The sequence below is a fragment of the Claveliimonas monacensis genome (assembly GCF_014982975.1).
Lineage (GTDB): Bacteria > Bacillota > Clostridia > Lachnospirales > Lachnospiraceae > Claveliimonas > Claveliimonas monacensis.
In genome coordinates, this window is record NZ_JADCKL010000015.1 from 1 (window position 1) to 21398 (window position 21398).

A 21398-nucleotide genomic window follows, 5' to 3' on the forward strand; every position below is an offset into this window, starting at 1 on the left:
TACGATTTCGCTATCCCTTCTTCTCGCCTGTACCTCACGATACAAACCTTGGGAGTCGCTCTGGGGTTCGTCGGCAACTACGCCCCTTGTGGACTTTCACCACAGACTGACGGCATGCCCGTCATACCGAAAAAAGAGCCTGCGCCACAAAGCGCAGACCCTCTGTCTGTTCACCAAGGATTAGAGAACTCTCCTCACGCAGCGTATCTGACGATACGTGCAGCTCGGAGACTCGATGATCCCCACCGACGGCGACGACGCATGTATCAGGCCGCCGCTTCCATTGTAGATACCCACATGTCCATAGTAGACAACCAGGTCTCCCGCCTGAGCCTGGGAGAGAGGGATTTCCACTCCCGCCGATGCCTGGGCTGTGTCCGTCCTGCCGAGGCTGACTCCAAAGGCCGCATAAATCTGCTGGGTAAATCCGGAGCAGTCGATGCCATTGGTCAGACTGTTGCCGCCATATACATAGGGATTGCCCAGGAACTGTCTCGCATAGGCCACTACCGCCCATCCGTCCCTCCCCTGGGGAGGTACCACCGTGCTGCTGCCGCCTCCGGAACCGCTGCCTCCGCTGGAGCTGCCCCCGCCGGAGCCGCCGTTAGACGGCTGGCTGGGTGCGGTGTCCTGGGCTGCGGCTGCTGCCGCTGCCGCCTCCTGCTGCCTGCGGGCCTCTTCCGCCGCCTGCTGGGCCGCCACCGCCTCCTGGATGTCGGCGTCAAGCTGGGCAATCTCGGACTGCTTTCCCTCGATCATGGTGCCCAGGGAAGTCTTGTCCTCCTCCAGCTGGCTCTGCATCTGCGTCATGCTCTCCGCCTCCTCCTGGAGGCTCTCGGAGAGCTTCTCTATCTTCTTCGTTGTAGCTATGTACTCCTCCTGCTTTTCTCTGTCATATGTATGCACATTTTTTATGTACTCGGCCTTGTTCACCAGATCGGAAAAGCTTTCCGCCGACAGGAGCAGCTCCAGCTCGTTGCCGCTTCCGGACTCGTACATGTACTGGATACGCTTTTTCATATCCTCGTACTGCTGGTCCTGCTGGACAATAGCCTCCTCCAGGTCTATGTTCGCCTGGTCGATCTCCTCCTGCTTTTTCTGCAGATCTGCCTCCAGCGTGCTGATCTTGTCCAGGATGCCTGTCAGCTCTGACTGGAGCGAAACCACCTCGTCCTCTGCCGCCGCCTTGTCATTCTGCAGGTCCTCCACAGAGGGCGTGGCGAAGACGGGACTGACTGCCATGGAACTGATCAGTGCTGCTGTGATAAAAGCCTGTGCGATTTTTCTCTTCATATTCTCCCACCTGTCTGTTGTAAATTATTTATACTCTTATGAATTCAGTTTCACTTATTCAAATTACATGTTACTACATATTCCCGTTCAATTCAACAATTTCCCAAAATTCTCACAGAAAAATCTGCCGGTTCTTCTTCCACTCAAAAAACCGGAGACGCATCCGTCCCCGGTCCACATTTTTTAAGTATATCTTGAACAATTTACCAGCATCGCCTGTACCAGGGTGACCCGTATACGCTAGCGATCTTCACCACATCACCCGGCTTCGGTGCATGGATCATCTGTCCATTTCCGATGTAGATGCCTACATGGGTTCCGTAGCACACAATGTCTCCCGGCTGCGGGCTGCTGACCGCCACGCCGCATCCTCCCTGCGCCTGGGATGTCCTGGGAAGGGAAATCCCGGCCACCGCATGGCAGTACTGGACAAGTCCGGAACAGTCAAGTGCCACGCCTGCTGTAGAGCCGCCGTATACATAGGGAACTCCCAGCTGGCTGTAAGCCGCGTTTACGATCGCCTGGGCGGTAGAGGTGTTCCCGCTGGATGCACCGCCGGAAGATGATCCACTGCCACCGGTGGAGCCTCCCCCGGAAACTGTCCCGGATGAGCTGCCTCCGCCGGAGCTGCTGTTTCCGCTGCCGGACCCGTTTGATGTGCTGCCTCCCGATGACTCTGCACTCTGGCTTTCCGCCTCCCTCTGCGCCGCCTCCGCAGCAGCAGCCTCGGCCGCAGCCTGTATCTGCTGGTCATAGTCAGCGATCTCCGCCTTCTTCTCCTCGAGGGTCGCATTCAGCTCCGCCTCCTGGGCTTCATACTCCTCCTGCATGGACTCCTGCTTTTTCTGCTCCTCCTCCAGCGTGGTCTTCAGATCCTGGATCTCTTTCTCTGTGTCTTCCAGGGCCTGAAGCTGCTGCCGGTCATAGGTATGTACATTTGATATATACTCAGCCTTGTTCACAAAATCCGAGAAATCTGTGGCCGACAGGAGCGTCTCTATAGCAGTGGCCTGCCCGTTTTCATACATGTACTGGATGCGCACCTTCATGGACGCATACTGCTCATTCGCCTTCTGCTGGGCCTCCTCAAGATCTGCCTGGGCCTCGATGATCTTTTCTCCGGTGGTGATCATCTCCTCCTCAAGCTCTCCTGCTTTGTTGAGAAGCTCTGTCAGCTGCTCCTGCAGGGAGTCTGCCTCGCTCTGGGCCGCCGCTTTGCTGCTTTCAAGTTCATCTGTATCCGGCGCTGCAAACACCGGGGTCACGGCCATAGAACTGGCCAGTGCCACGGCAAGAGCCGCTCTTCCAAATCTTTTCATTCTCCTGTCTTCACCCTTTCCGGTCACATTGTCTGGTATCAACATCTTGTCAATATCTGTCATTTCATTTCTGTTCAACAGATTTTATTATAAATGACCGGTCATATTTTTGCAATATTTTTTAACATTTTTGTAACATTTCATTTTTCTCTATACGACTGCTGTGTTCTTTTCCTCCGGCCCGCCCGGAAGTATCGGACGCTCATCGATCCGCTGGATCAGGACAAACATAACCGCCGCAAAAGCGCCGCAAAGGATCGTGATCACACTGATGCGCATATTGTTTTCCATCATCCAGCCGAAAAGTCCGAACCGGGAAGCGGCAACAGAAATGATATTAATCACTATATGCCCAACAGCCGGCGCTTTCACAGATCCATACTTTTCATATACGTAGCAAAGGATCATGCCTGTTGCAAATGCATACAGCATCTGGACCATATTCCCATGCAAGATGGCAAACACAAGACTGGATAAGAAGGCCGCCTGCCCGAAACCAGACTGTTCCCGCATCCTCTTAAACATCATCCCGCGAAAAACCAGTTCCTCTGATATGGGAACCAGGATCCCGAGGCAGAGCAGCTGCATCACGAAGGGGGCGCTGTACAGAGAGTCGGAAGTCTGCTGGTAGGCCGCGCTGTAGCTGGAAATATTGGAGATCAGGATCAGGTTGTTCAGTCCCACGCACAGAGCAGCCGCAATGCCGATCACTGCTCCGTATTTCCACAGAGGAGCCTTCCGGTTAGGGATCACCCCCGCCATTTTTTCATTTTTTCTGTCCCTGTGGAACATATACAGGATAACGGGGATAACGATCAGCGCAGTGATCCCCTCCAGCTGGGTGGTGTACTGCAGCATCCTCTCTGAGATGGACACGGACAGTTCCAACATATCCTGCTGACTCTGCATGGCCCCTACCGTCTCCTCATAGTGCTGTGAGATATATACAAACGTGTATCCCATCACAGCGATCATGCTGACGGCAATGCTGATCAGGTATTTGATGAGCAGCGGCGTCCAGGCGTACCACGTCCCTTTCCTCCTTCCCATCGGAGGGGTCACAGGGCCCGTGGGCATCCCCTGGGGCATTCTGTGGGGTTCATTGTTTTCTCCTGGCTCCTGGTTTGGGTTTTCCCAAGGATTACTCATATATTAAAGCCTCGCTTTCTCAATCATAATACATGCTGCCCGCAGGCAGCCGTTCAAAATTCTTTTTTATTCTACTTCCGAAACGGGAAAGTTGCAATTAAAAAACTATAAACTCTTTTCTTTCTTCTGATTTCGCCCTATAATAATAGAAACACCCCCACGAAAGGAGCTTAATTTATCATGGAAGATCAGAAACAGCGAGTTTACGATGCCCTGAATAAACTGGGCATTAAATATGAAGTAGTAGAGCACGAGCCTGTCCACACTATGGAAGATATGGACCGTCTCGGACTTCCCCAGAAGGGAACCCTGTGCAAGAACCTGTTCCTGCGGGACGCCAAGGGAAAACGGCATTTTCTCGTCACCTGCGATGAGAAGAAGACCGTGGATCTCAAAGCGCTGGGCCGCACCCTGGGCGCCGGCAACTTAAGTTTTGCCTCCGAGGAGCGCCTGGAGAAATATCTGGGGCTGAAGCAGGGAAGCGTCTCCCCCTTCGGGCTGATGAACGACACAGACCACGCTGTAGAATTCTTTATTGACAAGGATCTGAGCCGCTGCAAAAGCCTCGGCATACATCCCCTGGAAAACACAGCGACCGTCTTCCTGTCCTTTAAAGATCTGGACAAATTCCTCTGGGACCTGGACGTAGACGTGATCAAGATCAAGCTGTAAGCAAAGTATACAAGAGCCAGGAGCTCCCCTTCCTGAGGGAAAGCTCCTGGCTTTTTATTCTTCTCTATTCTCTTTTATAAAATGTTCTGCAAATGCGCGGATCTCATCCTGTCCGCCTGCCAGTGTTCCCTGGATCATGCCAGGTTTTCCTCCGCCCCGGCCTTCAAACCGGCTGTTCATCGCTTTTCCAAGAGGTCTCACATCTGCCTGGCGGCTGCCGATCACATACCGGTAGCCATCTTCTTCTGTCCCTGCAAAGACCGCGCAGATATCGGCTCCCCGATCAAGGAGCAGATTCATCAGCTCTCTCGGCGCATCCCCTGCAAGACTTCCGTCAAAGACAGCGGTCACCGGGGATTCGATCTGGATCTCTTTTGCACGGTACGCCAGGATCTGGTGCACAAGTTTTCCATTCTCATACTTCTGCTTCTCCAGCTCCTCCTTCTGCCTTTTCACCGCCCCGGCGATCTGATTTTCCTTCTCGCACAGCAGCGCGCCGATCTCCTTCGCGCCTGCCAGCTTCACCTCGTAGTCCCGGAGCGCCCGGAAGCCGCAGAGCATCGTGATCCGCTCTCCGCCTTTGTAGTTCATACGGTTCACCAGCTTGATCAGGCCGATCTCACCTGTCCGCTTCACATGGGGCGCACAGCAGGCGCACACATCATATCCCGGCACGCTGACGATCCGGACCTGCCCCTCTATCTCGATCTTGCTGCGGTACTCCATCTGTTCCAGCTCTTCCTTCGAGGGGTACTGCACAAGGATCTCCAGATCCGACACCACCGCCCGGTTGGCCTCCCACTCAATCTGGCGGAGCTCCTCCGGCGTAATGGGACCGTCAAAGTCCATGGTGCAGTAGTCGCTGCCCAGATGGAAGCCCACATTGTTGTAGCCAAAGCGGCTGTGGACAAGACCGGAGACAATGTGCTCCCCTGTGTGCTGCTGCATTTTCTCAAAGCGCTCCTCCCAGTCGATCCGCCCGCAGACCAGATCTCCCGGCTCCAGGGGGGCCTCCGTCCTGTGGTACACCACGCCGTCCCGTTCCCGGGCATCCAGCACTTTCACCTCTCCCAGGTATCCGGTGTCCGCATACTGCCCTCCCCCTTCCGGGAAAAAGCAGGTCTGATCCAGCACAGTCCAGAAACCGCCGCCCTCTTTGCACGCCGCGCAGAAGAGGACACGCGCCTCAAATTCCTTCCGGTGGCTGTCCTCATAGAACAGCTTTCTCGTCATATCTCCAGTATATTCTGGCAGCTCCATCTATCTCTACATCCTTTCTGCCGCATTCCAGTCAGCTTACATTCTCTCCGGCGCCTCAAAGCCGAGCACATCGATACAGCTCTCCAGTATCTTCTTTGTCAGCACAAGAAGGGCGATGTAGCTCTTCTGCACTTCCTTATCTTCCTCTGCCAGGATCCTTGTCTCATGGTAGAACCGGTTAAATGCGTTGGCCAGCTCATAGATGTACGCGCAGATCTTGTGGGGTGCCAGCTCCTCAAAGGCTGTCTCCATGACTCCGTTGTACTTGGCCGCCTCCAGCATCAGCGCCTTCTCCTCATCTCCGTGAGCGCCGGTGACCGAAAGGCCATCCAGTGTCTCTCCGGCCTCTGTGTATTTATTGAGGATGGACTTGATCCGCACGATGGTGTACAGAATATAGGGACCAGTATTTCCTTCAAAGGAAGTAAACCTGTCCACATCAAACACATAGTCTTTGGAAGCCTGGTTGGAGAGGTCCCCGTATTTGATAGCGGAAAGCCCCACAGTCCTGGCTGTCTCCCGGGCCTCCTCCTGGCTGACTGTCCGGTTGTCTGTGATCTTGCGGTACATCTCCTCGTTGATCTCCGCAATCAGGCTCTCCAGACGCATTACACCGCCTTCTCTTGTCTTGAAAGGCTTTCCGTCCTTGCCGTTCATAGTTCCAAATCCCAGAAAACGCAGTCTCGTCTCCTCCGGCACGATACCGGTCTTCTTGGCCGCGCGGAACACCTGCGTAAAGTGAAGCTCCTGTCTCTTGTCCACCACATAGATCACCTGATCCGGGTGGTAGTCCTGCTCTCTCTGGACCAAAGTGGCAAGATCCGTGGTGCCGTAGAGGGATGCTCCGTCCGATTTCTGGATCATACAGGGCGGGATTTCCTTTGTGTCGCTCTCCTCTTTCACGTCAATGACAAGGGCCCCCTGGTCCACCCGGGCATATCCCTCCTCTTTCAGCTTCTCGATCATATCCGGGATATAGGCCTGAGCGTCAGCCTCCCCCTTCCAGAGATCAAAGTCCACATTCAGGTTGCTGTAGTTCTTTTTCAGATCCGTCACAGAGACCTGCATGATATGTTTCCACACAGCCGTGTATCCCCTGTGTCCGTTCTGAAGAAGATAGGTCGCATGCAATGCTTCTTCCCGGTAATCCTCGTGCTCTTTCGCGTAGGCGCTGGCTGTCGGATAAATCTCCTCCAGCTCCCCGATGGTGAAGGGCGCCTCCTCGGGATACTCTCCCTCAAAGGACTCGTCAAAGTATACCAGATCCGGCTGGCGCTTCTTCAGCTCTGTGATGATCAGGCCCATCTGGTAGCCCCAGTCGCCCATGTGGATGTCTCCCAGCACTTTGTGTCCCATAAGACGGCAGATCCTCTTGACGCTCTCTCCTATGATGGCAGAGCGGAGATGTCCTACATGGAGCGGCTTGGCCACGTTGGGTCCGCCGTAATCGATGACAATGGTCTGGGGATTGCTGGTCTCTTCCACGCCCAGTTTTTCGTCCGCTTCCATCTCATTCAGATAGCCTGCTATATATTTATCGTCCAGTTTGATATTGATGAACCCTGGTTTCACCATCTCTGCTGAAAGGATACATCCTCCCCCCTTAATCTGATCCACCACATCCTGGGCGATCATAAAAGGAGCTTTTTTGTATGCTTTGGCGCCGGCCATGGCGCCGTTGCACTGGTATTCACACAGATCCGGCCTGTTGGACAGGGTCACCTTTGCGTAGGAGCGGTCATATCCTGCCGCCTCAAACGCCTCTTCCATTTCTTCCGTGATCAGATCTATCAGTTGTTTCATTCTTTTTCCTCCATTCCTGCGGCCAGGATCCTTCCTCGCACCCTGACATCATCTTATAAGTCTACCATAATCAGGCTTTTCTCTCAATATCCTGTTTTTTATATTCTGCACTTTTTTCTGGTTTTCTTCTTTCCTATATACCGGGCCGCGCAGGCTTGCATTTTGCGCCCAGGTGTGCTACCCTCATTGCCAGGCCCGGACAGTCATCGCAGCAATCCGGGGATCTGACAGAAGACTTTTCAGAAACGAGGGATATTCCATATGAAGATAGGTTCTCATGTGGGGATGAGCGGAAAGGACATGCTCCTTGGCTCCGCGAAGGAGGCCGTCTCCTACGGCGCGGATACATTCATGTTCTACACAGGCGCACCCCAGAATACAAGAAGGAAAGAGATCAGCGAGCTGAACACAGAGCCCGCCTGGGACTACATGAAGGAGCACGGCATAGAGGAGATCATTGTCCATGCTCCCTACATCATCAATCTTGCCAACACAGTGAAGCCGGAGACATACGAGCTGGCAGAGCGGTTCCTGGCCCTGGAGCTGGAGCGCACCGCCGCATGCCGCAGCCAGGTCCTCATCCTGCATCCCGGTTCCCATGTGGGCGCCGGAGTGGACGCAGGCATTGCCCAGATCATCCGCGGGCTGAACCATATCCTGACACCGGACACTCCGGTGTACATTGCCCTGGAGACCATGGCCGGGAAAGGATCCGAGATCGGCCGCAGCTTTGAGGAGCTGGCCCGCATCTACGACGGCGTCACATGCAGCGACAAGCTCCGGGTCTGCTTTGACACCTGCCACACAAGCGACAGCGGCTATGACATCATCCACGATTTTGACGGCGTCATAGAGAAATTTGACCGTCTCATCGGCAAAGACCAGATCGCTGTCTTCCACATCAACGACAGCAAAAATCCGGCAGGAGCCTCAAAGGACAGACACGCCAATATTGGTTTCGGGCAGATCGGTTTTGAAGCCCTGAACTACATTGTGCATCATCCGGATTTCCAGGATGTGCCCAAGATCCTGGAGACGCCCTACGTCCCCTCACCCACACAGGCCAAGAAATCCTTTGCCCCTTATAAATATGAAATCGAAATGCTCAGACAGAAGACCTTTGATCCGGATTTTCTGGAGAAGATCGCCGGCGTTTAGTCCGGCTTTTTTCTTGACATTTTCACTTAAATGTATTATTGTACTACATAGATAATACATTCAATCTTAACATCCCGAAAACTCCACAAGAAAAGTGAGGTGATCACATGCCATGGGACTTAGATAACGACCGCCCCATCTACCTGCAGATCATGGAAAGGATCCAGCAGGACATTATATCGGGCGTCTACAAACCCGGCGACAAGCTTCCTTCTGTGCGGGACCTGGCGGTGGAAGCCGCAGTCAACCCCAACACTATGCAGAAGGCTTTATCCGAACTGGAGCGCAGCGGACTTGTATATGCACAGCGGACCAGCGGACGTTTTATCACGGAGGATGAACAGATGCTCAAAGAGATGAAAAAAGAACAGGCTTCCCGCCATATAGCGGAGTTCTTTGAGAAAATGAGAAGTCTTGGCTTCCGGGACGAAGAGACACTCTCCCTGATCCAGGAAGCAGTAAAGGAGGAACACTGATTATGAAGCCGATATTGGAATGTAAGGGGCTTTCCAAAAAATACAACAACATGTACTACGCCCTCACCAATCTGAATCTGGCGCTGGCCCCCGGCCAGATCGTAGGGCTCCTTGGACCTAACGGAAGCGGGAAGAGTACGCTGATCAAGCTTATCAACGATCTCCTTGTTCCCACAGAAGGCATGATTCTTGTAGACGGCATGACTCCCGGCGTGGAGACAAAAAAAATCGTCTCCTACCTGCCGGAGCGCAGCTATCTGGATCCTGCCATGAAGATCAAGGACATGATTTCCTACTTTGCGGATTTCTATGAGGACTTTGTTACAGACAGAGCATGCCATATGATGACAGACCTGGAGATCGACGTAAACGCCAGGATGCGCACGCTCTCCAAAGGGACAAAGGAAAAGGTGCAGCTTGCCCTGGTCATGAGCCGGGATGCCCGCCTCTATATCCTTGATGAGCCCATCGGAGGCGTGGACCCCGCTGCCAGGGACTACATCCTTCGGACCATCCTTACCAACTACAACGAGGACGCCACCATCCTTCTGTCCACCCATCTCATCACAGACATCGAGAACATCCTGGACCGGGTGCTTTTCCTGAAGCAGGGGCAGATCGTGCTGAACCAAACTGTGGATGAGATCCGGATGAACCAGGGAAAATCCGTGGACGCTTTATTCAGGGAGGTATTCAGATGCTAGGAAAACTGATCAGATACGATTTAAAATCCACCACAAAATTTCTTGTCATCATCCATATTTTCCTGGTGGCAGCCTCCGTGTTCGGACGCATCTTCCTGACAGGAAGGCTGGATTTTGAGTCAGACGAACTCAACGAGCTTCTTCTGACGCTTGCTTTTGTCGTGTACATTATCATATTTGCCGGCGTGTCTTACGGGACCTACATTGTCATTGCCGTACGGTTTTACAAAAATATGTTCTCGGACGAGGGATATCTTACCAACACCCTTCCTGTAACCAAGGGCATGCACCTTCTTTCCAAGACCATCTCCGGGAGCATCTGGTGCGTCATCGACATGCTGCTCATCTATGTCTGCGCCTACATCCTGCTGGCCATCCCGATCATAACAGACCCGTTAAGCGCACACTGGGATGAGTTCATCCGGCTGCTGGGCTTCCAGGGCCAGGGAGACTTTAACTTCTTCCTGTTTTACATGGCAGTCCTCACCATAGTCAGCGCCGTGGGCAATGTGATCACCATCGAGGCCTCCGTTGTCCTGGGACAGCTCTTTAACGGACACAAGGTACTGGGATCCGTGGTATCCTACTTTGTCATCACCACGGTCATCGCCATCGCCTCCACTGTAATCATGGGTGTGCAGGGCATTTTAAGTGACAGTATCGCCATGAACTCATCCACCACCCCGGAATCCATTGACCTTGCCGGATATATGATGGATATACTGAACATCAGCTTCGGCATTTCCGTTGCCATAGCCGTCATCCTCTATCTTCTTTCCTACTTCATTATGAAGCGGAAGGTCAATCTCTCATAAAATAACAGGCGGCCTTTAAAAGACCGCCTGCACAAGAAACATATAGAGCACCGTACCGGCTCCGATACTGAGAAGATTATTTCTCTTCCATACGTGGAGCCCTGCGGTTACCAGCACCGCCGCTGCTTCCGGTATCCCGTACGGGGCCGAGAGCACCGGCGTTGTTTTTAGGCAGTACACCACCAGCATGCCGATGACAGCCGGCGTCAGCACCCTCCCAAGGTACTGCACCACATCCGGTATCTCCTTCCCTTTCGGAAAAATAAGGAAAGGAACCACTCTGGTGGCAAAAGTGGTCAATGCCACAGCCAGTATGATGAGCAGCGACATTCCAACGCTTAACGGCATACTTTCTCCCCCCCTCTCTCAAGGCGTGTCCGTCCCACAAAAAGCAGGAGGACGATAAGGAGCATGGAAGGCAGCACAAAATTGTCCGCCCCGAAGATCTGCAGGCAGACAAAAGCCGCTGCCACGCCGATCACCTCCGGCACCCTGTTCTTTTTATCCATCCACTGTTCCACAAAGATCACCACAAAGAGAGCTGTCATGGCAAAATCGATCCCCTCTGAATTAAAGGGGATCAGAGTCCCCGCAAGAGAACCGATGACAGACCCGATGACCCAGTAGGACTGATTCATGATGGAGATAGCAAAAAGAAACTTCTCCTCATCCACATCCTCCGGCACTTTTGTCGTACAGAGCAGGGAATATGTCTCGTCTGTCAGCCCGAAGATCATGTACCATCTTTTTTTCCCCATGGAATGAAACCTGTCCAGAAGGGAAATCCCATAGAAAATATGTCTCACATTCACCATCAGCGTCATAAAAATGACCTGCACAAAAGAAATACCCGGCACGAAAAAGTTCACTGCCAGATATTGCCCTGAGCCTGCATACACCAGAAGGCTCATCAGCATGGCCCACAAAAAATTATACCCTTTCTCTGCGTACATCACACCGAAGGCGATCCCGATAAACAGATACCCTGTCAACACAGGTATTGTATACGGGAACGCCTTCCGAAATGCATGTCTGTATCCTCTCATACTTTGTGCGTCCTTTATCTTTCTGTATTTCTGTATATACCCCACCGGCCAGAGCCTGGCGCTCTACTGCTGCCCGGCTGAGGCTTCCTCCAGATCAGAGAGCGCCTCCGCCAGAATGGCATCCGACGCCACTGCTCCGTCATAAGCTGCCTGTACCTCTGTCATCAGCTGCCCTGCATCCTCCTGGGATGCCAGAAGCTGCGATGCCTCCCGGGTCTCCTGGTCCGGCATTTCCTCCTCCACACAGAGCTCTCCCGTCTCTTCATCCGGCTCTATATAGAGGATCTCCAGGCCGGGGGCCATGGTGTAGATATCCTTTATCTTCATATCATAGCGGACAAATGCCAGATATGTGTCCTTGTACTTCCCCCGCTTCGTGTAGGTCTTCAAATTTTCATACCCTTCCGCAAACGGGCTCTGCGCAGTTCTCTCTTCATAGTATTTCCGAACTGCCTTTGTGATCCCGGAGTCTGTCTCCTCCCGGAGAGGATTGTACTTTGCCTCCTGCCATCCTTCGTTCACTGTCTGCACGTCTTCATTCTGGACAGACACGGCCTGGGCCTTGTCATCCTTTGCAGATTTCTCCCCTGCGTAAAGAGTTCCGGCAGCTACAGCGGTCACGGCCAGCAGCACACAGAGCAGCATCGCTGCTGTGGATCTGCTGTTCCCCGCGCCCTGGCTGCCTTCTTTTCTTTTTCTTTTCATGACAACCTCCATTACTGTGTGATCATCAGTTGCCGGCAGACAAGGGGCACTACAAATGATACTAGCAAATATTTAAAAAGTCAAGGCAGGTCCCGGGGACAGTTTTTTCGTTTTCCCCCTTGTATTTTCCCTACAGATATGGTATTATACTTTTTGTCTCTGTAGCTCAGTGGATAGAGCACTGCCCTCCGGAGGCAGGTGCGCCAGTTCGACTCTGGTCAGAGACGTAAAGAGGAACAGCAAGATCAGCTGTTCCTCTTTTTTATTCCTCAGATGTCAGGACCAAAGTCAGCTCTCTGCCCTGTCCATCTCCCACACAGGCAGACGCAGCCTTCCTTCTTTTCTCTTATAATGATAGGGGATATCCGAGAGAACTTCCTCCTCCCTCACCTGGGTCTCATTGATCTCCTTCACGATCATGGCCGTCTCCCTCCAGGAGGGCGCACTGCTGTCCGGCACAATGATCATCTCATGGATGCTGCTGGGGAGCACGTAGAAATCCTCCTTCAGATATTCTCCTATGTTCTTCAGAACATCTCGGTAGAGAACTGCCGCTGCCCCGAAATTCCGGATGCAGTTGGTGAGGATATACATGCTGTACCCCTTCGTTTCATCCAGGTCCGGTGAGATATCCTCCCCCTCCACCCCTGCCAAAAGAGCGTACAGTGTTGTAAACTCCTCCGGCAGGAGTCTTCTTGTGTTGGCGCAGGCCTCCTCATAGATCTCCTCCCTGGTGACCTTCCACCAGCCCAGGTGCTCGTTTCTCACAAGCATGGTGGCAATCCGGTCATCCTCCTTCATATCCACCAGCACATAAAAGACAATAGCAAGGTCCAGATAGGGGATATAGGGCACCTGCGCAAGGAGATCCCTGTTCTTTTCTCTGTTGATCAGCTGATAGATCAGCTTTGCCCGCACATTGGCATACTTTGTCACAAATTCGCCCTCCCAGGAGTGCCCCATGCGGACATGGCTGTACAGGCACATGATCTGAGCCGCCAGCTGTTCAAAAGAATATCCGCGCTTATACCTCTCATAGTATTCCTCCAGATAGATGGTGGGGGACACATTGATCCCGGGCTCACTAAATACGATCCCCTTCCTCTTTTTTCCGTTGTTCTTTGTCACCTGCCTGACACCAAGAGACCTGCCCCCGTCCAGGCTGCTTCTCAATTTTGCTTCCATCTGCTCTACAAACTGTTCATACGACATAGTTCTCCTTTCTCTGCATGCTATTTTTGTGAAACGCTGCCTGAAACAGGCTGATCTGAAAACAGATATCCAGAATGGTCTGACCCGGCTTCACCGGAATGAATATTATGGTGACTTATATTATAAAAAAGCCCTGCACAAAATGCAAGGCTTTTTCGTCATTCTTTTACTTTTCAAACTGCAGATTAAACTCTGGACAGGTACTCTCCTGTACGTGTATCGATCTTCAGCACATCATCCTGATTTACGAACAGAGGAACCATGATCTGAGCCCCTGTCTCCACGATAGCCGGCTTTGTAGCACCTGTAGCTGTATCTCCCTTCACACCCGGCTCTGTCTCTGTCACGCGAAGCTCTACTGTGATAGGCGGTTCAATGGCAAATACATTGCCCTGGTGAGAGATCACTTTTACAGTGTCGTTCTCTTTTACAAACTTGAGGGAGTCACCTACAACATCTGCGTTGACAGCCAGCTGGTCAAATGTCTCCATATCCATGAAGTTGTAGAGGTCTCCGTCTGAGTACAGATACTGCATATCTTTTCTGTCGATATGAGCCGTCTCAAACTTCTCTGTAGGACGGAATGTCTTCTCGACAACGCCGCCGTTGATGATATTTTTTAATTTTGTACGAACAAAAGCTGCTCCTTTTCCAGGTTTTACGTGCTGGAAATCAAGGATCTGATAAATGTTTCCCTCGATCTCCACAGTTAATCCGTTTTTAAAATCTCCTGCTGAAACCATTATAATCCTCCTTAAACTGTACCTTTAGATAGCACATGTCCTTCTTTTTCACTTGTTCCATTTTATAATACTCTGGTGCTTTTTTCAACCTTTTTTTCCATTCAGGCTCTTTCTGTAAAAGTAGAGCACGATTTTCTCCAGATAGCGCTTCAGCACGATCTGGATCTCCTCCCTGGGATGGATGGGTTTTACAAGGATATTGGGGATCCCCGCCCGCTTTGCTCCCCACACATCAGTAAAGAGCTGGTCTCCTATGAACACCGTGTTCTCCCGGTCTGTACCCATGATCTCCATGGCCCGGATATAGTTTTTCACAGAGGGCTTATGGGCGTTGTAAACATAGTCCACCTGGATGGGCTCGTTGAACATCTTCACCCGCTTCTCCTGATTGTTGGAGATCAGGCAGCACCTGAACCCGATATCTTTGAGCCTCTGAAACAGGCGGACAGCCCGCTCGTCCGCAGGCGCCCCGTGGGGAACCAGCGTGTTGTCAATGTCAAAGATCAGGCCGCGCACACCCTCTTCATACAGTTTTTCAAAATCGATCACATATGTGGAAGCCACATATCTGTCGGGAAAAAATCGATCAAGCATTATTTCTCTTCCATCTCCGTCAGTTTCTGGATCATCTCCTCGCACACCTGGAGCACAGTCTTTCCGTCTGTGTTCACCACAACGTCAGCCGCCGCCTCATATTTCTCCCGGCGCTGCTCCATCAGCTCAGAGATCCCCTCTACATTCTTCCTGCCGTTGAGGACAGGACGGTTCCTGCTGTCTTTTACTCTCTCATAGATAGTCTCCGGACTTGCGGTGAGCAGGACAACCCGGCCGTTCTTTTTCATCTCCTCCACATTTCTCTCGCGCATGGCCACACCTCCGCCGCAGGAGATCACTGTGTTTTTCCGGGACTGCATCTCGATGAGCAGGCTTGTCTCCAGCTCACGGAAATACTCTTCTCCATATGTAGCGAAAATATCCTGGATGCTCATCTCCTCCCGCTCCTCGATCACCTGGTCCATCTCCACGATGTTCATGGCAAACATGGTGCTCAGGTAATCGGAGATGGTCGTCTTGCCGGCTCCCATAAATCCGATAAGGATGATATTGTAGTCAAACAGTTTCCTTGCCTGGATACGCTTGCTGTTGCGGTTGATCCGCCGGAAGACATCGTAGATCTCTTCTCTGTATTTATTGTCCCCCAGCTTTTCTTTCAGGCGCGCTGCCTGCTTCGCCTCCTGCTGGGGCTGGAGGATCGGCATACCGTACTCTTCCTTGTACGCCATGATCTTCTCAACTATAGCGTTTCTCTCTACCAGTGCATCAATAATCTTATCATCGCACAGCGCAAGCTGCTCGCGATACATCTCCAAGTCGTTCATGGCTTTTCTCTCCTGATCATCTTTAAAAATACATTTTCATATTATAGCAAAATACATGCTGATTTTCAACGAAAACAGGCGAAAAACGCGCTTATTACGTCCAATTTCCATCTTTCTCCAGAAACCATAGACATATTCTATCATCCGGCACAAAAACATGAATTTGTTTTATCTTTAACAATGTTTTATACTGTTGTTATAGCGAAGTTCTGCTTATCTGAAAAGCTACATTAACGGAGGTAAATCAAATGAAGAACAACTTCAAACACATCTTCAGCCCCCTCACGATCAACGGTATGACACTCCCGAACCGTGTTGTCATGATGCCCATGGGAAGCGACTTTGCCGGGCATACAGGAGAGCTGAGTGATGAACACATCAAATACTATGAGCTGCGCGCAAGAGGCGGCACAGGTCTCATCATCGTAGAAAATGTATGCGTAAAATATCCGGAGGGTTCCAACGGAACAACCCAGCTGCGCATTGATAAAGACTGCTACATCCCCCGCCTTTTCAATCTGACGGAGGCCTGTCACAAGTACGGTGCCTGCATGGGTGTACAGCTGAACCACGCCGGCGCTTCTGCCATGTCTTCAAGGATCGGCATGCAGCCTGTCTCCGCCTCCAATCTTCCTTCTAAAGAAGGCGGCGAAGAGCCACGCCCGCTGACAAGAGAAGAGCTTGAGAGCATTGCAAAGGACTACGGCGCTGCTGCACGCCGTGCGGTAAACGCAGGCTTTGACATGGTGGAGATCCACGCCGGACACTCCTACCTGATCAGCCAGTTCCTCTCACCTACCATGAACAACCGTACAGACGAGTTCGGCGGCTGTGCCGAGAACCGCGCACGCTTCTGCCGCATGGTCATCGACGAAGTCCGTACAGCAGTTGGCCCGAGAGTGCCGATCTCCCTCCGTCTGAGCGTGGACGAGCTGGTAGAGGGCGGAAACACAGTGGAGGACTGCCTGGAGTACCTGGAGTTCTTAAATGACGGTGTGGACATGTTCGACACCTCCTCTGCCCTGAACCCCTCCATCCAGTACCAGATCGACGCCAACTATTTAGAGGACGGATGGCGCTCCTACATGGCGAAGGCTGTCCGGGATAAATTCCACAAGCCTACCATTGCCATTGGAAACATCCGCAATCCTCAGGTGGCAGAGGACATCCTGGCAAGGGGCGACGCAGACCTGATCGGCATGGGCCGCGGACTGATCGCAGATCCTGACTGGTGCAACAAGGCAAGATACGGCAACGTGGAAGACATCCGCAAATGTATCTCCTGCAACATCGGCTGCGTGGGCAACCGTATCGGAGGCAACAAGCCGCTGCGCTGTACCGTGAACCCGGACCTCATTAACGGAGAGGCCTACAAAAAACAGAAAGTGAACAAACCCTGCAATGTCGTTGTTGTGGGCGCCGGCACAGCCGGACTGGAAGCTGCCTGCACAGCTGCTGAAGTGGGCTGCCATGTCACACTTCTGGAAAAGCAGGATCATGTAGGCGGACTTTCCGTGGAGATCTCCAGGATTCCGGCCAAGAAGCGTCTGGCAGATTTCCCGACATACCTGAAGCACCGGGCAGAGAGCCTGGAAAACCTGACTATCAAGACAGGGGTGGACGTGACTGTGGATATGATCAAATCCTACAGCCCGGACCTGGTTGTAAACGCTACCGGCTCTGTACCGCTTCTTCCGCCTATCGAAGGGCTTCACGAGAACCTGAGCAAAAAGGATACAGGTGTATACGGCATTAAGGATCTGATGGATAACATCCCGGCCTTCGACAAAGACATGACCGGCAAGAAAGTCATCGTCATCGGCGGCGGCGCGGTAGGTCTTGATGTGGTAGAATTCTTCGCCCCCAGAGGCGCAGAGACAACCATTATCGAAATGATGCCCGTCATCGGCAAGGGGCTGGATGCCTCCACCACTTCCAGCATGAAGGAGTGCATGAAAAAGCACAGCGTGACACAGCTTGTGAACACAGCTCTGCTGAAAGTCAACCCCCACTCCTTCACCGTGAAACGCGACGGCCAGGAGGAGGAGCTGCCATTTGACTACGGCTTTGTATGCCTGGGCATGAAGGCTCACGCGCCCCTCTGGAACGACATTGTGGAAGGCTTCGAGGGTGAAGACACAGAGATCCTCAACATCGGTGACTCCGTGCGGGCACGCCGCATCATAGACGGAACCGACGCAGGCCGCCACATGGTGCTTGCCACATTAGACAGACTGGGATACCTGTAGAGCGTACTCTCCGGGACAGACGTTGCTCATACGAGTTCACGCCTGCCCCGGATTTCACTATATCCATCTCACAAAATGCCACATCGTTACCTCTGGACATTTCCACCGCTTTCTTTTAAAATAGAGAACGAAAACAGACAGAGAAAGGATACACCAATGGCATCAAAAACACTGGAACAGATCACAAAAGAAATAGAGCAGGTGCTGGCCCTCAACGATTCAGGCCAGACCATAAAGCAGATCAGCCAGGCTCTGGAGCTGGATGAGGACTACATCTACAGCATCCTGATCTGCCGTCAGAGCCACTCTGACGACGCAGCCTCCATCGCCCACATGGTTATGATGGACTAGCGCCGCAGACACCTTTTACGGCACAAAAGAAGAGACAAGGGCACATGTGGGAGGCTAATCCCTCCGCATGTGCCCTTGTCCGTTTTTCTTTTTAAACGTTTATTCTTTTATCTGCGCTTATTATTTATCTTCCAGCACAAGCTTTGCGAACTCACCCACGCTCATGCTGCCGATGTCACCCTCGTCTCTTCTGCGGACGGAGACGCACTCTCCCTCCACTTCCTTCTCGCCGACGATGAGCATGTAGGGAACTTTCTCCATCTGGGCGCTGCGGATCTTGTAGCCCAGCTTCTCACTTCTGTCGTCTGTCTCCACACGGACGCCTGCGGCCTTCAGCGCGTCAGACACCTTCTCTGCATAGTCAGCAAACTTCTCAGAAACCGGAAGGATCTTCACCTGCACAGGTGAGAGCCATACCGGGAATTTTCCGGCATAGTGCTCGATCAGGATACCGATAAACCGCTCGATGGAACCAAAGGCCACTCTGTGGATCATGATCGGACGGTGTTTCTCTCCGTCTGCTCCTGTGTACTCCAGATCAAATCTCTGGGGCATCTGGAAGTCAAGCTGGATGGTTCCGCACTGCCATGTTCTTCCGATGGAGTCCTCCAGATGGAAGTCGATCTTCGGGCCATAGAAAGCGCCGTCTCCCTCGTTCACCACATAGTTCAGTCCAAGGGACTCCAGGGCGCCTCTGAGGGCGTTTGTAGCCATCTCCCACTCCTCGTCCGTACCCATGCTGTCCTCGGGCCTTGTGGAGAGCTCTACGTGGTATTTAAAGCCGAATTTGGAGTACACCTCGTCGATCAGTCTTGCCACACCCTTGATCTCATCCTGGACCTGGTCCTCTGTCATAAAGATGTGGGCATCATCCTGGGTGAAGCAGCGCACACGCATCAGGCCGTGGAGCTGTCCGGATTTCTCGTGGCGGTGCACAAGTCCCAGCTCACCCACCCGCATGGGCAGATCTTTATAGGAGCGGGGCTCTACCTTGTATACCAGCATGCCGCCGGGGCAGTTCATAGGTTTTACTGCGTAGTCTTCGTCATCGATGACTGTAGTGTACATATTGTCCTTATAGTGATCCCAGTGTCCGGAGTTTTCCCAGAGATGGCGGCTCAGGATGATAGGCGTGGAGATCTCCACATAGCCCTCTCTTGTGTGCAGCTTTCTCCAGTAGTCAATGAGAAGGTTTTTGAGCACCATTCCCTTCGGAAGGAAGAACGGGAAGCCCGGCCCCTCCTCCATGATGGCAAAAAGTCCAAGCTCTTTGCCCAGCTTTCTGTGATCTCTCTTCTTTGCCTCCTCGATCTTTGCCAGATACTCGTCCAGCTCGGCCGCCTTGGGGAATGAAGTTCCGTAGATCCTTGTCAGCATCTGGTTGTGCTCATCTCCATGCCAGTAGGCGCCTGCCACGCTCTGGAGCTTGAAGGCCTTCACAACGCTTGTATTGGACACGTGGGGGCCTGCACACAGGTCCACGAACTCTCCCTGCTTGTAGAGGCTGATCTCTTCACCCTCCGGAAGCTCCTCAATAAGCTCCACCTTGTAGGGCTCTCCTCTGTCCTCCATAAGCTTTAAGGCTTCCTCTCTGCTGACTGCGCTTCTCTCCAGGGGAAGGGCCTCTTTCACGATCTTCTTCATCTCTTTTTCCACGTCTGCCAGATGCTCTGTGGTGAACGGGAAGCTGAATTCAAAGTCATAGTAAAATCCGTCTTTGATAGCCGGTCCGATGGCACATTTTGTGTCCGGCCAGAGACGTTTCACTGCCTGTGCAAGGATGTGGGATGTGGTGTGGCGGAACGCCTCCTGTCCCACTTCGTCTGTGAATGCCAGATCCTGAACAGATCCGTCTTTCATGCTTACTTTCATAGTCTTTCTTCTCCTTTCTTCGCTTTCATCCAGACAGCATTCCAGAGGACTTTTCCAGAATCAAAAACACCCCTGCCGGGACTGCTTCTTTCGTCCTCTGCAAGGGTGCATCATTTCTCTGCACGGTTCCACCTTTATTTTTCACTCAAAAGGATTTCCATATAATAAAATCCTGTCCCTTAACGCGGGCTGCGTCACTGCTTACTCGGCCGGTCTGACCCAGATCCCTATCCGTGCCTTCCGCTGTTCTGCAGTGCAGCTCGGGAATGGTTTTCATCGTCCATCTGCTATAAGGGACTTCCAGCATACTGTCCCTCTCTCTGGATAGTTCCGGATGATTACTCTTTTCCGTCTCTGCCTTTCCTGTCTGAGATTGTTTTCTGCTATCTGCCGGCTGTCCATGCTGTGAACCTGCCAGCTATTTTTTATTATATCCATCTGGCGGAAAAAGTCAATCTTTTTATCCCGGAAAAGGCTCTTCCGCCCTAGGTACGGGCAATGGCCTCTCCCACATCCGCCCTGAACTGGTCCCAGGCGTCCTCGTTCTCCACAAAATACTTGGGGCAGTTCTTACCTGTCACATCATAGTGGCGGATCACGTCATTTTCATCCAGCCCGAACTTCAGGCACAGCCAGGCTGTGAGCTGAACCATGGATCGGTAGGTCTCGTCATTGAACTGTCCCGTCTCATCCGGATGACAGCACTCGATGGACACGGTGTCAATGTTTCTGGAATTAGAAGCATAGGCAACCTCCCAGGTGGGAACGCACTGGACGATCTCCCCCTCCAGTCCCACAATAAAATTGCTGCTGGCCTGGGTCTCATGGCTGTCCTTCAGCCCCTCAAAATAGTTCCGGTTATCCATGGCAGTGGAGCCCGGGTTGGCTGTATAGTGGATTACGATCCCGTTGATCCGCCCGGTGGCGTCCCCCGGCCTGGAGTAGGGATTGACTGTCAATAGCTCCACGTCTATGTTCGGCTTGGATGCATCCACCTTTTCATTTTCATACTCTATGTATCCGCCGCCCAGCCACTGGGGGCGGACTACCCGGACAACCGCCAGAACGGCAAGCAGGGCTGCCAGAATGATCAGCCCTGCCTTCCAGTATTTTTTCATCTGTCTCTGATGCTGTACTTTTGTCTTTCTCTTCTTTATTCTTCGGGTTCTGCTGCTCATTACACGATCTCCAA

21 protein-coding genes and 1 tRNA gene are annotated in these 21398 nt (G+C 52.4%); 8 read left to right on the top strand and 14 right to left on the bottom strand.

Annotated features, from left to right (window positions below; all coding sequences use genetic code 11):
- Positions 1-180: 180 nt before the first annotated feature.
- The 3 genes from INF30_RS13230 to INF30_RS13240 form a co-directional block, all read right to left on the bottom strand.
- Positions 181-1293, bottom strand: coding sequence for a C40 family peptidase (locus tag INF30_RS13230; protein WP_226395561.1), 1113 nt, complete (start codon positions 1291-1293; stop codon positions 181-183).
- 203 nt (positions 1294-1496) lie between these two features.
- Positions 1497-2612: a C40 family peptidase gene (locus tag INF30_RS13235; protein WP_226395562.1), complete on the bottom strand. Its 1116-nt coding sequence runs from the start codon at positions 2610-2612 to the stop codon at positions 1497-1499.
- Positions 2613-2762: 150 nt separating this feature from the next.
- Positions 2763-3761 (bottom strand): CPBP family intramembrane glutamic endopeptidase, encoded by a 999-nt coding sequence (locus INF30_RS13240; protein WP_226395563.1) that lies wholly within the window; start codon positions 3759-3761, stop codon positions 2763-2765.
- A gap of 180 nt (positions 3762-3941) precedes the next feature.
- Between INF30_RS13240 and INF30_RS13245 the strand changes: the two genes are divergently transcribed.
- Positions 3942-4433, top strand: a complete 492-nt coding sequence (locus INF30_RS13245; RefSeq protein ID WP_076778022.1) for a prolyl-tRNA synthetase associated domain-containing protein — start codon at positions 3942-3944, stop codon at positions 4431-4433.
- A 54-nt stretch (positions 4434-4487) separates the two neighbouring features.
- On the opposite strand, the gene INF30_RS13250 is transcribed toward INF30_RS13245, so the two are convergent.
- Positions 4488-5666: an alanyl-tRNA editing protein gene (locus INF30_RS13250; RefSeq protein WP_226395607.1), complete on the bottom strand. Its 1179-nt coding sequence runs from the start codon at positions 5664-5666 to the stop codon at positions 4488-4490.
- Between the two features lie 63 nt (positions 5667-5729).
- Positions 5730-7496 carry an arginine--tRNA ligase gene (gene argS / locus INF30_RS13255; protein WP_226395564.1) on the bottom strand — a complete coding sequence of 589 codons (1767 nt, stop codon included), beginning with the start codon at positions 7494-7496 and terminating at the stop codon, positions 5730-5732.
- 261 nt (positions 7497-7757) lie between these two features.
- Between argS and INF30_RS13260 the strand changes: the two genes are divergently transcribed.
- The 4 genes from INF30_RS13260 (at position 7758) to INF30_RS13275 (ending at position 10649) form a co-directional block, all read left to right on the top strand.
- Positions 7758-8654: a deoxyribonuclease IV gene (locus INF30_RS13260; RefSeq protein ID WP_226395565.1), complete on the top strand. Its 897-nt coding sequence runs from the start codon at positions 7758-7760 to the stop codon at positions 8652-8654.
- Between the two features lie 107 nt (positions 8655-8761).
- A complete protein-coding gene (locus INF30_RS13265) occupies positions 8762-9130 on the top strand; it encodes a GntR family transcriptional regulator (RefSeq protein ID WP_076778029.1) in 369 nt (122 codons plus the stop codon).
- A gap of 2 nt (positions 9131-9132) precedes the next feature.
- Positions 9133-9834 carry an ABC transporter ATP-binding protein gene (locus tag INF30_RS13270; RefSeq protein ID WP_226395566.1) on the top strand — a complete coding sequence of 234 codons (702 nt, stop codon included), beginning with the start codon at positions 9133-9135 and terminating at the stop codon, positions 9832-9834.
- Positions 9828-10649 carry a hypothetical protein gene (locus INF30_RS13275; protein WP_076778033.1) on the top strand — a complete coding sequence of 274 codons (822 nt, stop codon included), beginning with the start codon at positions 9828-9830 and terminating at the stop codon, positions 10647-10649. Before INF30_RS13270 ends, INF30_RS13275 begins: the two co-directional genes overlap by 7 nt.
- A 15-nt stretch (positions 10650-10664) precedes the next feature.
- Here INF30_RS13275 and INF30_RS13280 read toward each other — a convergent pair whose 3' ends face one another.
- The 3 genes from INF30_RS13280 to INF30_RS13290 all read right to left on the bottom strand — a co-directional run bounded on the left by INF30_RS13280 (position 10665) and on the right by INF30_RS13290 (position 12400).
- Positions 10665-10997 (bottom strand): branched-chain amino acid transporter permease, encoded by a 333-nt coding sequence (locus INF30_RS13280; RefSeq protein WP_226395567.1) that lies wholly within the window; start codon positions 10995-10997, stop codon positions 10665-10667.
- Complete coding sequence (locus INF30_RS13285; protein ID WP_076778037.1) at positions 10988-11695, bottom strand: AzlC family ABC transporter permease; 708 nt, start codon at positions 11693-11695, stop codon at positions 10988-10990. Before INF30_RS13285 ends, INF30_RS13280 begins: the two co-directional genes overlap by 10 nt.
- A 63-nt stretch (positions 11696-11758) precedes the next feature.
- Complete coding sequence (locus INF30_RS13290; protein ID WP_226395568.1) at positions 11759-12400, bottom strand: hypothetical protein; 642 nt, start codon at positions 12398-12400, stop codon at positions 11759-11761.
- Positions 12401-12555: 155 nt separating this feature from the next.
- On the opposite strand from INF30_RS13290, the gene INF30_RS13295 reads away from it, so the two are divergent.
- Positions 12556-12627, top strand: a tRNA-Arg gene (locus INF30_RS13295).
- Positions 12628-12688: 61 nt separating this feature from the next.
- Here the strand turns inward: INF30_RS13295 and INF30_RS13300 are convergent.
- The 4 genes from INF30_RS13300 to INF30_RS13315 form a co-directional block, all read right to left on the bottom strand.
- Positions 12689-13612 carry a DUF5688 family protein gene (locus tag INF30_RS13300; RefSeq protein ID WP_226395569.1) on the bottom strand — a complete coding sequence of 308 codons (924 nt, stop codon included), beginning with the start codon at positions 13610-13612 and terminating at the stop codon, positions 12689-12691.
- Positions 13613-13797: 185 nt separating this feature from the next.
- Positions 13798-14355, bottom strand: coding sequence for an elongation factor P (gene efp, locus INF30_RS13305; protein WP_076778044.1), 558 nt, complete (start codon positions 14353-14355; stop codon positions 13798-13800).
- A gap of 84 nt (positions 14356-14439) precedes the next feature.
- A complete protein-coding gene (locus tag INF30_RS13310; RefSeq protein WP_076778046.1) occupies positions 14440-14949 on the bottom strand; it encodes a YqeG family HAD IIIA-type phosphatase in 510 nt (169 codons plus the stop codon).
- Positions 14949-15734, bottom strand: a complete 786-nt coding sequence (locus tag INF30_RS13315) for a shikimate kinase (protein ID WP_226395570.1) — start codon at positions 15732-15734, stop codon at positions 14949-14951. Before INF30_RS13315 ends, INF30_RS13310 begins: the two co-directional genes overlap by 1 nt.
- 248 nt (positions 15735-15982) lie before the next feature.
- On the opposite strand from INF30_RS13315, the gene INF30_RS13320 reads away from it, so the two are divergent.
- The gene (locus tag INF30_RS13320; RefSeq protein ID WP_226395571.1) at positions 15983-17983 is read left to right on the top strand and encodes an NAD(P)/FAD-dependent oxidoreductase; all 2001 of its coding nucleotides are present in this window, start codon (positions 15983-15985) and stop codon (positions 17981-17983) included.
- Between the two features lie 156 nt (positions 17984-18139).
- Positions 18140-18334, top strand: coding sequence for a hypothetical protein (locus tag INF30_RS13325; protein WP_226395572.1), 195 nt, complete (start codon positions 18140-18142; stop codon positions 18332-18334).
- A 120-nt stretch (positions 18335-18454) separates the two neighbouring features.
- On the opposite strand, the gene thrS is transcribed toward INF30_RS13325, so the two are convergent.
- A complete protein-coding gene (thrS, locus tag INF30_RS13330; RefSeq protein ID WP_226395573.1) occupies positions 18455-20206 on the bottom strand; it encodes a threonine--tRNA ligase in 1752 nt (583 codons plus the stop codon).
- A 485-nt stretch (positions 20207-20691) separates the two neighbouring features.
- The gene (locus tag INF30_RS13335; protein WP_226395574.1) at positions 20692-21384 is read right to left on the bottom strand and encodes a peptidoglycan recognition protein family protein; all 693 of its coding nucleotides are present in this window, start codon (positions 21382-21384) and stop codon (positions 20692-20694) included.
- Positions 21385-21398 lie beyond the last annotated feature (14 nt).